Source organism: Brevibacterium rongguiense (genome assembly GCF_009857845.1).
In the GTDB taxonomy this organism is placed as follows: domain Bacteria; phylum Actinomycetota; class Actinomycetes; order Actinomycetales; family Brevibacteriaceae; genus Brevibacterium; species Brevibacterium rongguiense.
Genome location: NZ_WWEQ01000071.1, coordinates 1 through 13109 on the forward strand (window position 1 = coordinate 1; position 13109 = coordinate 13109).

General features: G+C 71.2%; 13 protein-coding genes and 1 pseudogene. 4 read left to right on the plus strand and 10 right to left on the minus strand.

Annotated features, from left to right (window positions below; translation table 11 throughout):
* Positions 1–272 precede the first annotated feature (272 nt).
* The gene (locus GSY69_RS12285; RefSeq protein WP_160954131.1) at positions 273–2330 is read right to left on the minus strand and encodes a DEAD/DEAH box helicase family protein; all 2058 of its coding nucleotides are present in this window, start codon (positions 2328–2330) and stop codon (positions 273–275) included.
* Between the two features lie 450 nt (positions 2331–2780).
* Between GSY69_RS12285 and GSY69_RS12290 the strand changes: the two genes are divergently transcribed.
* Positions 2781–3665 carry an alpha/beta hydrolase family protein gene (locus GSY69_RS12290; protein ID WP_160954132.1) on the plus strand — a complete coding sequence of 295 codons (885 nt, stop codon included), beginning with the start codon at positions 2781–2783 and terminating at the stop codon, positions 3663–3665.
* 48 nt (positions 3666–3713) lie between these two features.
* Here the strand turns inward: GSY69_RS12290 and GSY69_RS12295 are convergent, their stop codons facing one another.
* The 6 genes from GSY69_RS12295 to GSY69_RS12320 form a co-directional block, all read right to left on the minus strand.
* The gene (locus GSY69_RS12295; protein ID WP_160954133.1) at positions 3714–4238 is read right to left on the minus strand and encodes a hypothetical protein; all 525 of its coding nucleotides are present in this window, start codon (positions 4236–4238) and stop codon (positions 3714–3716) included.
* A gap of 162 nt (positions 4239–4400) precedes the next feature.
* Positions 4401–4925 (minus strand): adenine phosphoribosyltransferase, encoded by a 525-nt coding sequence (locus GSY69_RS12300; RefSeq protein ID WP_160954134.1) that lies wholly within the window; start codon positions 4923–4925, stop codon positions 4401–4403.
* A 77-nt stretch (positions 4926–5002) separates the two neighbouring features.
* Entirely contained in the window at positions 5003–6439 is a 1437-nt protein-coding gene (locus GSY69_RS12305) for an APC family permease (RefSeq protein ID WP_160954135.1), read from the minus strand.
* Positions 6440–6654: 215 nt separating this feature from the next.
* Complete coding sequence (locus tag GSY69_RS12310) at positions 6655–7320, minus strand: DUF4166 domain-containing protein (RefSeq protein WP_160954136.1); 666 nt, start codon at positions 7318–7320, stop codon at positions 6655–6657.
* Entirely contained in the window at positions 7317–8072 is a 756-nt protein-coding gene (locus GSY69_RS12315) for a DUF4166 domain-containing protein (RefSeq protein ID WP_160954137.1), read from the minus strand. Before GSY69_RS12315 ends, GSY69_RS12310 begins: the two co-directional genes overlap by 4 nt.
* A complete protein-coding gene (locus tag GSY69_RS12320) occupies positions 8069–8725 on the minus strand; it encodes an SRPBCC family protein (protein ID WP_160954138.1) in 657 nt (218 codons plus the stop codon). Before GSY69_RS12320 ends, GSY69_RS12315 begins: the two co-directional genes overlap by 4 nt.
* Positions 8726–9154: 429 nt before the next feature.
* Here GSY69_RS12320 and GSY69_RS15390 point away from each other — a divergent pair.
* A pseudogene (locus GSY69_RS15390) lies at positions 9155–9367 on the plus strand (DUF6226 family protein); the annotation flags it as partial.
* 31 nt (positions 9368–9398) lie between these two features.
* Positions 9399–9926 (plus strand): DUF6226 family protein, encoded by a 528-nt coding sequence (locus GSY69_RS14990; RefSeq protein WP_328698868.1) that lies wholly within the window; start codon positions 9399–9401, stop codon positions 9924–9926.
* A gap of 166 nt (positions 9927–10092) precedes the next feature.
* On the opposite strand, the gene GSY69_RS12330 is transcribed toward GSY69_RS14990, so the two are convergent.
* Together GSY69_RS12330 and GSY69_RS12335 are read right to left on the minus strand one after the other, a co-directional pair.
* On the minus strand, positions 10093–10743 hold the full coding sequence (locus tag GSY69_RS12330; RefSeq protein WP_328698869.1) for a DUF488 domain-containing protein: 651 nt from the start codon (positions 10741–10743) through the stop codon (positions 10093–10095).
* Positions 10740–10955, minus strand: a complete 216-nt coding sequence (locus tag GSY69_RS12335) for a hypervirulence associated TUDOR domain-containing protein (RefSeq protein WP_160954140.1) — start codon at positions 10953–10955, stop codon at positions 10740–10742. The genes GSY69_RS12330 and GSY69_RS12335 overlap by 4 nt, the downstream gene beginning before the upstream one ends.
* A 231-nt stretch (positions 10956–11186) precedes the next feature.
* On the opposite strand from GSY69_RS12335, the gene opgC reads away from it, so the two are divergent.
* Positions 11187–12296, plus strand: a complete 1110-nt coding sequence (gene opgC / locus GSY69_RS12340) for an OpgC domain-containing protein (RefSeq protein ID WP_160954141.1) — start codon at positions 11187–11189, stop codon at positions 12294–12296.
* A gap of 36 nt (positions 12297–12332) precedes the next feature.
* Here the strand turns inward: opgC and GSY69_RS12345 are convergent.
* A partial coding sequence (locus GSY69_RS12345) for a 4'-phosphopantetheinyl transferase family protein (RefSeq protein ID WP_160954142.1) occupies positions 12333–13109 on the minus strand: 777 nt, incomplete at its 5' end.

Genomic DNA, 13109 nt, shown 5'->3' on the forward strand with positions numbered 1-13109 from the left:
GAACACGGCCCGGCTCCACGAAGCTCTCGGCTACCGCACCCCAGCGAGCGTCGAAGCGTCCTACACTCACCCCACGACGACCGCGCCCGCGACCGTCTAACCACGGAACGAAACCCAGGGCGCTTCACGTCTGGCTCTGCGGGCCGTCGTGTACGACGAGGCACGGGTCGCCCTTGAGAATCACGTGCGTGGTCTTCCGGTAACACCTCCGTCGCCGTCCCGCTGTCTCCGCGCTGACGTGCTTCAGCATGTCCTTCACCGCGGCCATAGGTTCACTCCTCAATCGCTGTTCTGATCGTCTCGGCCACCTGGTCTCCGATCTCGTCGAGCGAGTCATAGGCGGCTTGCAGCTGGTCGAGTGTCCACTTGTCTCGACTCTTCTTTCCCTGCCCAGCGAACGTGTTGATCTCGCGGTTCAGCAGGACGTAGAGAGCGTCGGCATTGTTGCCGCGCGCTCCCTTGATGGATCGGCTGATGTCGAAGCCGGCGCGGGCTAGGCCGAGGTCGGCGAGGATGCGCTGATGGATCGACTTTGAACGGCTGTCGAGCCGACTCCGAAGCGTCTGGCGCCGCACTTGCGGCTGGACCGGCATCGAGTCGGCGGGCTCCTCCTCGTGTTCCTTGCGGTGAGACAACTGTGCCCGCAGCACGTCCGCAGTGATGCCGAGCTCGCGGAACGAGAAGCCGCCCGGTCCCTTGGCGTCCAGCATCTCCTCGATGACTCGGTCGTCGTTGGGGTCTAGGAACGAGCGATTGAGAAAGTGGCTGAGGCGCTCGTCCTGTGCCACAGGGTCATCGAAGCGCTGCACCGCCTGTTCCGGGTCGCCGTTGCCGTTTCGTCCGGTCGAGTCGGCTCCTTCTCCACGAGCCCAACCTCGAACGATCTGCTGGTCCTGGGTGTCGAGGTCGCGGAACTCATCCCACTGCTCCTCGTTGTTGAGGCCGACGTGGGAGACAACGAAGCCCTGGTTGTTGGGACTGTTCGGGTCGTTCAGGTCGACGGTGCGCATCACGCGGCCGACGAACTGAATGTAGGGCGACAGCGAACGGTAGGGGCGGAAGATAGCTGCCACACTCAGCGGGGGATGGTCGAAGCCCTCGCCGAGCATGGCGACCTGCACGACGACATCGATCTGGTTGTTGCGGAGCTTGGCCAGCACCGCGGCCTTCCGGTCTTCAGCGAGGTTGCTGTGGATGGTTTCGGCTTGCAGCCCCATCTCCTGGAAGATCGCGCGCACTTGATCGGCGTGATCGATCGACATCGCTGACGCGGCAATCTGGTGAGGGAAGCCAGTCGCCGCCCGAAGCGACTGGAGCTTCTCGACCGCCTTCTCGGCGATGTGGCGGTTGCACTCGTCCGAGAGCGCGACGCCGCGACGGAACCAGGCCTCCTCCTTCAGTTCGAGGATCTGCTCCAGCGTGTACGTGTCGCTTTCGCCGCGCGCGGTGAACGTGATCTCGGCTGGATGTGCTGAGGCGGAGACGATGTGCTTGATGTAGCCGTTGAGCATGGCTCGGGCGAAGGGGTAGCGATAGATCAGCTCACCGAGCAGTTCCTTGTTGTCGGCGCGGAAGGGAGTCGCAGTCAGACTGACGAAGCGTGCCTGGGGGAACGACCGCACGACCTTCTGCCAGCTCTCGGCTGCGACGTGGTGGCCCTCGTCGATGATGACGAGGTCAAAGAAGTCGCTGGGGAACTGTGACAGCCAGCGGTCGGCGCTGCTGGCGAGCTGCTGGATGTTGGCGACGACGATGTGACTGTTCACGCAGTCGTCCATGTTGGCCTTGGGGCCGTCGACCAGCGCCGTGAACGGTCCGGAGGTGAAGGAGTCGAGGACGCCTGCCTTCTTCCAGAAGCAGGAGGCGTTCGAGATGTTCAGGTCGGCATAGAGACCCTGCCGGATGGTGGTGTTCGGCGCGATGATGAGCGTCCGCTTGTGAGAGAGGCCGAAGGGAAGGATCGCCGCGACGCCTGTCTTTCCGCAGCCCACCGGCAGCTGGATGATCGCCGGCGTTGTTTTCCGGGTGAAGTGCTCCGCGGCGGCCTCGTAGGCCTCCTTCTGAGGTTCGCGCAGTTGCGGGTTGCCGTCGATCAAGGCCTCTGCAGCGTCGAAGAAGCCAGCGACTACGTCCTTGGCCTTCTCGGCAGTGTTGTATTCGAGGCGGAACGGCTCCAGGTCGGCGATGCGATAGAAGCGGTACTGGCTGCCTGGGCGACGAACGGCGGTGAGCGTGCCCGCAGCGTCCCACCGCCGCAACGTGGCCGCCGAGACGCCTACATAGGCGGCGGCCTGCGCGATGGTGAGGTAGTCGTCGTACTGATGACTCATGGTTGACTATCATACATCAAGGCAATCAACGTTATACAACCCTATCGGCACAGTGTTCGGTCGAGCCCACGCTTCGGCGGCCTAGTGAGGGAGTCGCTCAGTTGAGCCGCCCCTGGATGCCCTGCTCAACGACTTGAAAGCGCGAAGCTCGGATTCTTGAGGGACCAGAAGGGGACCAGAATCATGCAAACCATGCATCTCGTGACGCGCTCCGCATGATCTGACGCCTGGAATCACGCGGTTTGTGGGCTCGGCGGGATCGTTTGGACGCCTGGGGGTCAAGGGGTCGCAGGTTCAAATCCTGTCAGCCCGACATTCGCCCAGGTGAGGATGTTTCTCACCTGGGCTTTGTTGTGTCCGGAGATAATGCGGTGACGAGCGCATGCACGCTCCGCGAGGTGGCGCCGCGGCGATCTGCCTCGTACGCGGGTTCACGGGTACTGTGGCCGGATGAGCGCTCACTCCCCCTCCCCCCGAACGCGCCCCGTCGCGGAAGAATCCCTGCGCATCCCGGTGGGAAGCACCGCCGTGGCCGCCACCGTCTTCACCCCCGCGGAGCCGGGCGGCGCGCTCGTCATCCACTCGGCCACGGCCACCCCACAGCGCTACTACGCCGCGTTCGCCCGCGCGGCCTCGCAGCGCGGGATCGCGGTCATCACCTACGACTACCGCGGCACGGGGCAGTCCGGGCACCCGCGCCGCTCCCCCGAGCTGCGGATGCGCGACTGGATGGGCACCGACGTCCCCGCCGTGGCCGCGTGGGCCGCGGAGCGCTTCCCCGGTGTTCCCTCGCTGGCGCTGGGGCACAGCCTGGGCGGCCACGCAATCGCACTGGGCACGGCAGGCGATCACCTGACCCGAGCGGCCATCGTGTCCTCCCACGTCGCGGCCACGCGCACGATCCCCAGCCGCGCCGAACGGCTGCGCGTGCGCACCCTCCTCCAGGGCGTGGGTCCCGTCCTGGGCGCCACCCTGGGCTATGTCCCCGCCAAGCGGCTGGGCCTGGGCGAGGACATGCCGCGCGGGGCCATGCGCGAGTGGGGCCGCTGGACGCGCCTGCCCCACTACTTCTTCGACGACCCGTCCATGGACGCGGCCACTCGCACCTCGCTGGTGCGCACGCCCCTCTTGGCCGTGGGTGCCTCCGACGACCCGTGGTCGACGCCCGCGCAGATGGACGCGCTCACCGAGCACCTCACCGGGACGACCGTGGAGCGCCGCACGCTCACCCCCGCCGCGCTGGGAACGACCGCCGTGGGCCACCACGGCATCCTGCGCAAGGGCGTGGGCGAACCCGCATGGCCCGCACTGCTCGACTGGCTGAGCCACGGCTGACGCGCCTGGGCAGCGCGCTGCGCGCCGCCCAGGCGCGTCAGCGCCCCGTTATGCCTCCGGCGCCGCCCCACGCCGTGCTGCCTCCCGCGCGGGCGCGCACACCCGGAAGGCCGCGCGCATCTCGTCCGTGTTGAGGAAGTCCGAGACCCCGATCATCACGAGGCTGAAGACGATCTGCTCGGTCACCATCCACAGCGGGTAGAGGTGCGGGATCGCCGCCATGACGAGCGTGATGACGGGGAAGATCTTGGAGAACAGCCGCAGCCGCTGGTACGCCCACACCCACCCCAGCGCCGCCCGCCACGAGAAGTAGAGCAGGGTCGCGGTCATCCCGAGCACCACCACCGTGCGCATCCACACGGCGAACCGCACCGCCTCACCGTCGGCGGTGAGCACCACGGCGATGACGACGGCGCCCACCCCGAGGACGAGCTCGACGACGAGCAGCCAGGTGATCCACGCAAACGCGCGACGGGTGCGAGACGCTGCGACCCGGTCGGCCGGGACGCGGATGCCGGCCCTGCGGCCGCCGGCGATTCGGTCGAGGCGCCTGAGCAGTTTCTCTGTCTTCACGCGGGCCAGACTAGGCCCGTCCACCGCCCAGCACCGCACCGAAAGACGGGTGAGCCCGGGATTTCAACCGATGGGTTGACCCCCTGACCGGCACCAGAGGCGCCGCAGCCCCGCCGAAGGCTCCCGCGGCGCCGAAACAGGCTTCGACGTCGGCTCTCGCTGTCAGCCTTCGAAGACCGTAGCGAGCTCGATGTCGCCGATCCGCTCGCGCCCGCAAAGCTCCGGGATGGCGAAGAGGACGGTGGCCCCCACCACCCGGCACCCGACCTCGCGCAGCACATGGCAGGCGGCCTCCACCGTGCCGCCGGTGGCCAGCACATCGTCGGCGATGAGCACGCGGGCGCCGGGCGGCAGGTCGTCCTGCACCTCGATGGTGGCCTCGCCGTATTCGATCGTGTAGTCCCGCCGCGCGGCCGGCCGGGGTAGCCGGCCCGCCTTGCGCACGGGCACCAGACCCGTGCCCGTGGCCTGGGCGATCGCACCCGCGAAGAGGAACCCGCGGGCCTCGAGCCCGGCCACGGCATCGAAGCGGCCGGCGAAGGGGGCGGCCATCGCCTCGATGACCGCGGCGAACGCCCGGGCATCGGCGAGCAGCGGCATGACGTCGCGGAAGACGATGCCGGGCTTGGGCACATCGGGGATCGAGCGGATGAGGGAGGCGGCGCGGGCCAGCTCGGGTGAGGTCACCGCCTCACCCTAACCGCGCCCGAGGCGCGGGCGGGCACCCGCCCGGCCCGCGCCTCGGGCGCGGTGAAAGGCGGAGCTCAGCCGCGCGGCTTCTTGCGCGCCGCCTCGAAGGTGTCCGCGAGCGGGCCGGTGACCTCGCGGAACACGGCCTCGCGGTCCTTGGGGCGCGGGGAGAACGCGAAGAACACGACGCCCAGCAGCACCCAGGCGGCGAGGATGATGTACTCCTGGGGCCACTTGAGCGCGATGTCGACACCGGGGATGGGGAAGACCGTGCAGACGATGACGGCGAGGGCGCCCAGCGCGCCCACCGCGGGCAGCCACTGGGGCCTGGCGCGGTAGGCGTATTCGAGGCCGGGGAAGCGCTTGGGCATGCGGTACTTCGCAATGACGACGAGCAGCCAGACGATGCCGAGGAACACCCCGCCGGCATCGAGGAACCACACGATGGCGCCGGGTCCCAGCAGGCCGAGGACCACGGTGATGGCGAAGACGAAGACGAGCGCGCGCCGCGGCACGCCGGACTTCTCCTCGACGACGGACAGGCCGTGGGGCAGCAGGCGCGCGCGGGCGAGCGCGAGGACCACGCGGCTCGAGGCGACGAAGAGGCCGATGAAGCTCGTGACGAGGCCGAGCGCGCCGATGAGGAACGCGCCCAGGCCCAGCAGCGGGAAGCCCGCCTGGGTGAACGCGTCGATCGTGCCGAGCTTCATCTTCGCCACGTCCTCCCATGGGACCACGTAGGCGGTGGCGAGCAGCACCGCGGTGTAGAACGCCGCGGCGCAGGCGACGGTGAGGACGACGGCGCGGCCCACCTTCGCGGCGGGCAGGCTGGACTCCTCGGCGAGCACGGCCACGAGCGAGAAGCCCACGACGTACGTGATGCCGGGGACCACCATGCGCACGACCGACAGGAACGGCTGCTGGTCCGCGGTCCACAGGGGGAACAGGTTCGACGGCGTGCCGTGGACGGCGGCGACGACGACGAGCACCGTGCCGATCGCGATCATGACCGCGAAGAGGCCCACCTGCAGCTGCGCGCCCAGCGAGACGCCGAACCAGTTGAGCGCGAAGACGAGGATGGCAAGGGCGATGCCCACCGCGAGGACCGGCAGCGTGACGGCCTCGCCGCCCACGGAGTACAGCGGGATGTCGGCCATGGCGGGCACGTACTTGCCCAGCAGGGTGCCGAAGGCGGTGATGTAGAACGCGAGCGAGGAGATGTAGGCGCCGATGTGGAACCAGCCCGTCGCGAAGCCGGCGGTGCGGCCCAGGGCCGTGTAGCCCCACACGATCTCACCGCCGGCCCGCGGCACCGCGGAGGTCAGCTCGCCGTAGGCCAGCGCCACGCACGCGGCGAGCGCGGCGCCGACGAGCAGGCCGATGATCATGCCGCCGGCGCCCACATCGGCGAAGAACTGCGAGGACGTGTAGATCCAGCTCGAGCCCACGACGCCGGCCACGCCGAGGGCGATGAGCGAGGGCAGTCCGAGGGTCTTCTTCAGCTCGGCCATGAGCGGCTCCTGGGGTGCGGGCTGGCGCAGCTGCGCGGGCGGGCGCGCGGCTGCGTGCGCGGGGACGGGTCAGGCGCCAGCGTAGTACAGGGGCCCAGCGGGCCGCGGGCAAGCGCGGCGGGCAGTGCGCGGGGCAGGTCACGCGACGGGCACGCCGGAGCGAGTGCGCCGGGACCGCACGGTCAGCCCACCGGAGCGAACCTGCCGCGCGGGGCTCAGTCCTCGTAGCGGTATTCGAACCAGCCGGTATAGGCGAGCACGGTGCCCACCAGCGGGTTCGCGATCCGCGCGGCGATCGTGTGGCGGCCCAGCTCGTCGTCGAAGCCGCCCTCCACCCGCACGCTCACGCCCAGCAGTCCGGGCAGTGGCACGTGCGCACGGCCCAGCCGCACCCGCACGCCGGTGGATTCGAGCAGCAGGTGCCCGGCCTCCGTCGCCGAGGCGCGCAGCGCGACCTCGATGCGCCGCTCGCGCCCCAGCAGGTCGAGCAGCCCACCGGGGCGCCCGGTGGGCACGAGGACGTCCTCGGCCACCTGCTCGCCGCCCTCGAAGCAGAAGGAGCGGTGTGCGGCGAGCGCGGCGGATCCGGTGGGGGCGTTGACGATGCGGAAGGGGACGTCGCGCTCCCACCGGGTGATGAGCAGACCGGGTCCCACGAGGGGGCGGGCGAGCGCGAGCAGCCCGCGCAGCGGCGAGCCGGCGCGGGTGAAGAGCCCCTCGCCCACGCCTCGGCGGGGTTGGCCGCTGCCCGCGACCGGCGAGGGCGCGCCCTCCGAGCAGGCAGCGCCGCCCGTGCTCGGCACACCGGCGACGTACTCGGCGACCTCCGGGCGCAGCAGGGAGGCCTGCGCGCCGAGCGCGGCTGCGAGGACGGAGGTCATTCGCGCCGCTCCTCGCGGTAGGGCTTGACGGGGGCCGGGGCGGTGGTGATCGCGGGGTATTCGCAGGTGAACTCGCCGCGGTAGCCAAAGAGGAAGCCGAAGACGCGATTGCGCACCTCGAGGTCGATGGCGAAGACCTGGCGCTCGTCGTCGAAGTGCTCGCGCAGCCGGGCGAAGCCGCTGGCCAGCATCGGGAAGCGGAAGCCCACCGGCCCCTCGTAGAAGCGCTGCTCGCCCGAGGTCAGGCTCAGCCCGCCGGCATCCGTCACGGCAAGCTCCAGGTCGACCGCGAGGTGCTGGTGGGTGCCCAGGTAGTCGACGACTCCCCCGCGCTTGGCGCTGTAGATCATCGTCGCGTCGAAGCGGCGGCGCCTGCCCGGCCGCACCTCCATGGTGCGCACGAACGAGACGGTCTCCCGGCCGTAGCCGTCGATATAGGGGAAGTTGTCGATGCGGAAGGCGACATTGCGCCCCCGCTCGGGGAAGAGGATGCTGCGCAGCGTGCCGATCGACAGGAACGGCACGGTCCACCACGGCCCGCGCCGCAGCTCGGCCATGACCCCGGTGCCCACGCAGCCGTAGCCGGCGGCCACGCTCACGCCGAAGCGGCGCTGGAGCTGGGGGTGCAGCCGCTCGAAGTCGGCGCCCAGTGCACGGCGGAAGACGCCGCCGTCGGTCGGGCCACCGCTCGGTTCACCGGTCGGGCCGGGTTCACGGGGAATGCGACCGCCTGCCGTGGGTTCCTCCGTCATCGCGTGACCTCCGCGAGCGATGCCGGCGCGTCGCCCATGATCGTGCGGCCGCGCTGCGGGGGCCGTTTGGCGCAGCGGTGCGCGCGGGGACCGCCGCGTCGCAGCGCCCGCAGCCCGGAGAACCGCTCGGGCTGGGTCCCGTCCTCCGCCCACAGCCGGAGCCGGTCGAAGCTCCAGGCGGTCAGCCACCACACGAGGCGCCGGGTGAGGAGCGGGTCGAGCACGCGCCCCAGGGCGCCCCAGCCGGGGGCGTAGTCGTAGCCGGTGATGAAGCGCACCCCCTCATCGGTGGGGATGTAGCGCCAATAGCCGCGCCCGCGGCCCAGCGGGGAGAGCCGATCATCCGTGTCGAAGGCCAGCGCCGAGGTGCGCTGCCCGTGCGCGCCGTGGCGCTCCCCCAGGCTCACTCCCGTGCCGGTGATCGTGTGGAAGCCCAGGCTGAGCACGTAGCGGAACTCCTGCGCGCCGTTGTCGCGCAGCCGGGTGGGCACGATGCGGCTGAAGCGCCCGTCCCAGCGCGGATGCAGCGTGGGATCCTGGGTCAGCTCCCAGACCCGCTCGAGGGGCGCGCGGATGAGGATCTCCACATAGAGCGCCCCCTCGCGCCGACTGCCCGGTCCCCGCGCGCCGTCTCTGCCCTCGCGTGCTTTCATAAGGCCACCCTATGCCCGTCCGAGGCGGCAGTGCCGTCCAGCGCGTGCCGGCGGCTGCGCGTGGCCGGCGCCGGCTCTTCCGTGGGCCGGTTCGGCACTGCCATACTGCCATACTGACCGCACTGCCATACTGAACGCGCGGGCAGTGACGGGCTGAGCACTGACACCCTGAGCGCTGGCCAAGCTGACGCCCGGGTGCGGCCCCCACGGTGACCGCTCTTCCGACCGCCTCGACGCGGTTCCGAGCCGCGCCGTCCACGTGGCGCAGCAGACACGTCAGCGAGGGTGCATCCCGCACACTGCCAGGTCAGCCACAGCACCCTTCGATCGACCCCCGCGCCCGGCAGCACGCTCACCGGGCATCACCCACCCGGTAGGACCGATCCCATCCAGCGCCTACCCCAGCCAGCGCCCACGTCAGGAGGCGGCATGATCCGCGACGGCTATGTGCGCCCGGAGATCGACGCTCCGGTCTTCCTCGACGCCGCCGGCGCCCCGATTCCCTACGGCGAGCGGTGGGATGACGGACCGCCCGAGGAGTCGTACTCGCGCATCTCCCACCCGGAGCGCTTCGCCCCGCTGGCGCAGGTCGCCCGTGCGCTTGTCGACCATCTGCGCACGCGCGTCGACCTCGAGGTGAGCGAGGAGACCGGTCCCGTTCCGGCCGCCCCCGGTGTCTCGCTCCGCGACCTCGTCGCCCGCGGCATGCCCGTGGACGACGAGGCGGCCGAGGCACCTCATCCGCCTGCGCCCGCGCTCCCCCGGTGCCGTGCCGCTCACGCTCGCCATCGCGACCGGCCCCGTGCCCGGGGTCACCGTGCTCGCCGGCGCCACGGTCGCCCGGCCGTTCCCCTCCTGCGCCTGCGATGCCTGCGACGAGACGGGAGAGTCTGCGGCCGAGGATCTCGAGGACACGGTCTTCGCCCTCGTGGAATCGGGCCTCACCGAGTCGGTTGAGGAGGAGCGGCCGCGCGGTCTGCGGCGGCTGCGCGCGGTTGCGCGCCGCGAGCCTGAGTACACGGTGTTCAGCCGGTGGGGCACGGACATGGGCGAGGAATCCTCGAGCGGCCTCTGGCCCTTCGGCGCCGAATCGGCGCGAGCCGCGCAGGCGCGGCTCGCGGAGGTGGGCGGCCGCTGGGCTCCGTGGGAGCCCCGCACTGAATCAGGTGGCGCCGAATCCGGCGGCGCGCAGCGGGGCTGACCTGCCACAGCGGGGCTGAGCACCACAGCGACGCAGTCGGCGCGCAGCGGACTGCGGGGCGGGCCAGTACGGTCGCACATCGCCGCAGACGCGGTGGGCTGCTGCCACTGTCGACTGCTGCCACGGCGGCATTATTGCCGTGGTGGCTTCGGGCCTGCGACGCGATTCAGCCCGGGTAGCTGACCTCGACATCGCCGCCGTCCGCGCGCACCCGTGCTCCCGCGCTCAACTGCGCGGGGCTGAGCTTGCCGGGCCCCATGAGGTGCGTGACGGGCAGCCCGCGGGCCAGCAGGTGATCGGCGATGATCCGGCGGTGGCAGCGCCACCACACGGCCTCGGAGCACATGAGCGCGGTGCCGGGCGCCTCGGCGGCGGACGCTCCAGTGCCCGTTCCTTCCACGGGTTCGGCCACGCCGCCGCTCACGCTCCGGGCGATCTCCAGGAGGCGTGCGAGCCCCTGCGCGAACTCCTCGCCGAGCGCGTGGTCGGCGTAGTTGTGGAAGCTGCGGTTCTGCCACCAGGCGTTGACCTCAAACGGCACCTCGCGGCTGACGTTGCGGCGGCCGGTCAGCCCCGCGATGCGCTCGTAGCCGATCCCGCGCTCGGCCAGGGCTGTGGCGAGCGCCTCGGCATCGAACTGCGGGTAGCGCGCGGATCCGGGCAGGCGGCGCACGTCGACGATCTGGCCGACCCGCGCCTCGGCGAGCTCGCGGGCGAAGTCCGCGAAGTCGAGGTTCGAGTGGCCCACCGTGAGCAGGCGCGGTGCCGCGCAGCCGCCGGCCACCTGGGCTGCCCGTCCTCCGGCTGACCCGCTCACCGCGGTGCGAGGGTCAGCGCGCCGCCCTTGTGCGCGGCGATGTGATCCGTCTTGTCGCTGCGGATCTCGTACTGCGGCTCCGCCTCGCTGGCCCGGTGGGTGTGGCCCTTGTAGTCGAAGTCCGAGGTGTGCACGCGGATGATCGTGCCGGCAACGCGGCCTGCCTCCGAGTTCCAGGTGACGTGATCGCCCACCGCGAATCGCTTGGCCATGGTCCCTCCTCGCCCGTCTCGTCTCGCACTGCTCGCGCAACCGGCAGTGCCGACGCATCCAGTCTCCCACCGCGGGAGCCCACTGCCGCGGCCGGACCCGATTGCCGGACCCCGCAGCCGGAATCGATTGCCACGGCGCCGGCCCGCGCGTCACCGCTTGCCCACCCCCATGTCCGGTGCACAGCCCGCGCTGGGCCGATCCATAACCCAGCGCGGATACGATGTGTGGCGATGGACGCGAAGAAGCCGGCGCGCCGCCGCCGCATAGTCGAGCTCGACCTGCTGCGCGGCTATTTCGTCGTCGTCATCATCCTCGACCACCTGGAGTTCTGGCCCTCACCGCTGGCCTTCCTCTCCGGCAAGGGCTACCTGTGGGTCACGGCCGCGGAGGGCTTCTTCCTCATCTCGGGGCTGCTCGTGGGCTACATCCGCGCGTACAAGGGGCGCAATGCCCCGCTCAAGGACCTGTCATGGGCGCTGCTCTCGCGCGCCGCCAAGCTCTACCTGTGGGGCGTGGCGATCAGCCTGGCGATCATCGGCTACACGCTCCTCGTGGGCCCGAACGAGCGGCTGCCCGCGCTCCCGCCCGAGGACCAGATGGCCACGCCGCTGCTGCTCATCAAGTACATCCTCAACATGCAGGCGTTCAATGACTGGATCTTCTTCCTGCGCCTCTACGCCGTCATGCTGGCGGCCACGCCGCTGTTCCTGTGGTTCGTCCGCCGCGGGCTGTGGTGGCTCACGGGCCTGCTGTCGATCGCCGTCTACGCGCTCAGCTTCCTCCAGGAGATCCCGGAGGCCGAGCTGCAGTGGCAGCTGCTCTTCTTCGGCGCCGCGATCATGGGCTACAAGTTCGAGGACATGCGCACCTGGGCGGCCAACCACCTGCGCATCCGCACCGCGCTCATCGTGGCGCTCCTCACGATCACCGCGCTGACCGTGACCGCGAGCGCGCTCATCGTCCACGCGCCGGACCTCTTCGAGGGGCTGGGGCTCTGGGACTGGTACGAGCGGATTCAGCCGGCCACGGCGGAGATGTTCTCCAACAGCCCCATGATGCCCGCGCGCATGGCGCTGGCCTTCGTGTGGTTCTGCGGGTTCCTGGCACTGTTCCATGTGCTGCGCACCTGGATCTCCCGCTGGCTGGGCTGGCTGCTCATGCCCTTCGGCACGGCCTCGCTGACCGCCTACTGCCTCCAGGCGCTCGTCCTGCCCCTCGTGGTCACCCCGCTGGGGCCGTCGGAGAATCCGTGGCTCAACGGGCTCTTGGGCGCCGGAGTGGTGCTCCTGCTCTGGTGGCTGCTGCGCCGGCCGATCGTGCGCCGCATCCTGCCGCAGTGAGCCCGGCCGGGGCCCGCCCCCGGTGCCGCCATCCGCTCAGTCCCCGGTGCTCCGGTCGCCGCTGACGGGCTCCGCGCGCCAGGCGAGGGCGGCCACCGCCCCGCTCCGGTGCACTCCGCTCCTGAGGCCCGGGCCACCGCCCGTGCCCCCTCCACCGGTTCCGACGTCCGCCGGGCCACTGCCGCGCGCCCCGTCATCGTGCATCCCGTTGCCGCGCGCTCGGTCACCGCGCGCCGCACTGTCATGCGCCCCGTCACCGTGGGCCCCGCTGCCACCTGCCCCGTTGCCGAGGAGCTGGCCGGCTAGGCGCGGGTCACCGAGGGGCGCGTCACCGAGGTGCGCGTCGGCCCCGCTGCGCTGCGCACCGGCCCCGCCCGGGGCCGGCCGGCGCCCCTCCCCGGGCGCCAGGTCCCACAGCACGGTACCGGCCCACCTGGGGCCCAGGGCTCGCGGGGCCTCCCAGGGGGCCGAGACCTCGACGTCGCGGGGATCGACGCCCCCGCGCGCGGTATCGAAACCGGTCCGCGACGCCTTGACGACGGCCTCCTTGCGCACCCAGGCGATGAGCAGCAGGCCCAACCGCGCCTCCTCGCTGCCGGCCGCAGCGGCCCGATACCAGTCGAGCTCGGCGGGGCCCAGCACCGTCGCGGCGAAGTCGGCGGCGCGGGTGCCGGAGTTGGCGAACGCCCCGGCGTCCTCGATGTCGATGCCCAGCCCGCCGCGCTCGCCCGGCTCGGCGCAGGCGGCGGCACCCCACGGACCGGAGCGGGCCAGCGAGGCCGCGACGCGCTCGGCGCCGACGCGCAGCTGCGG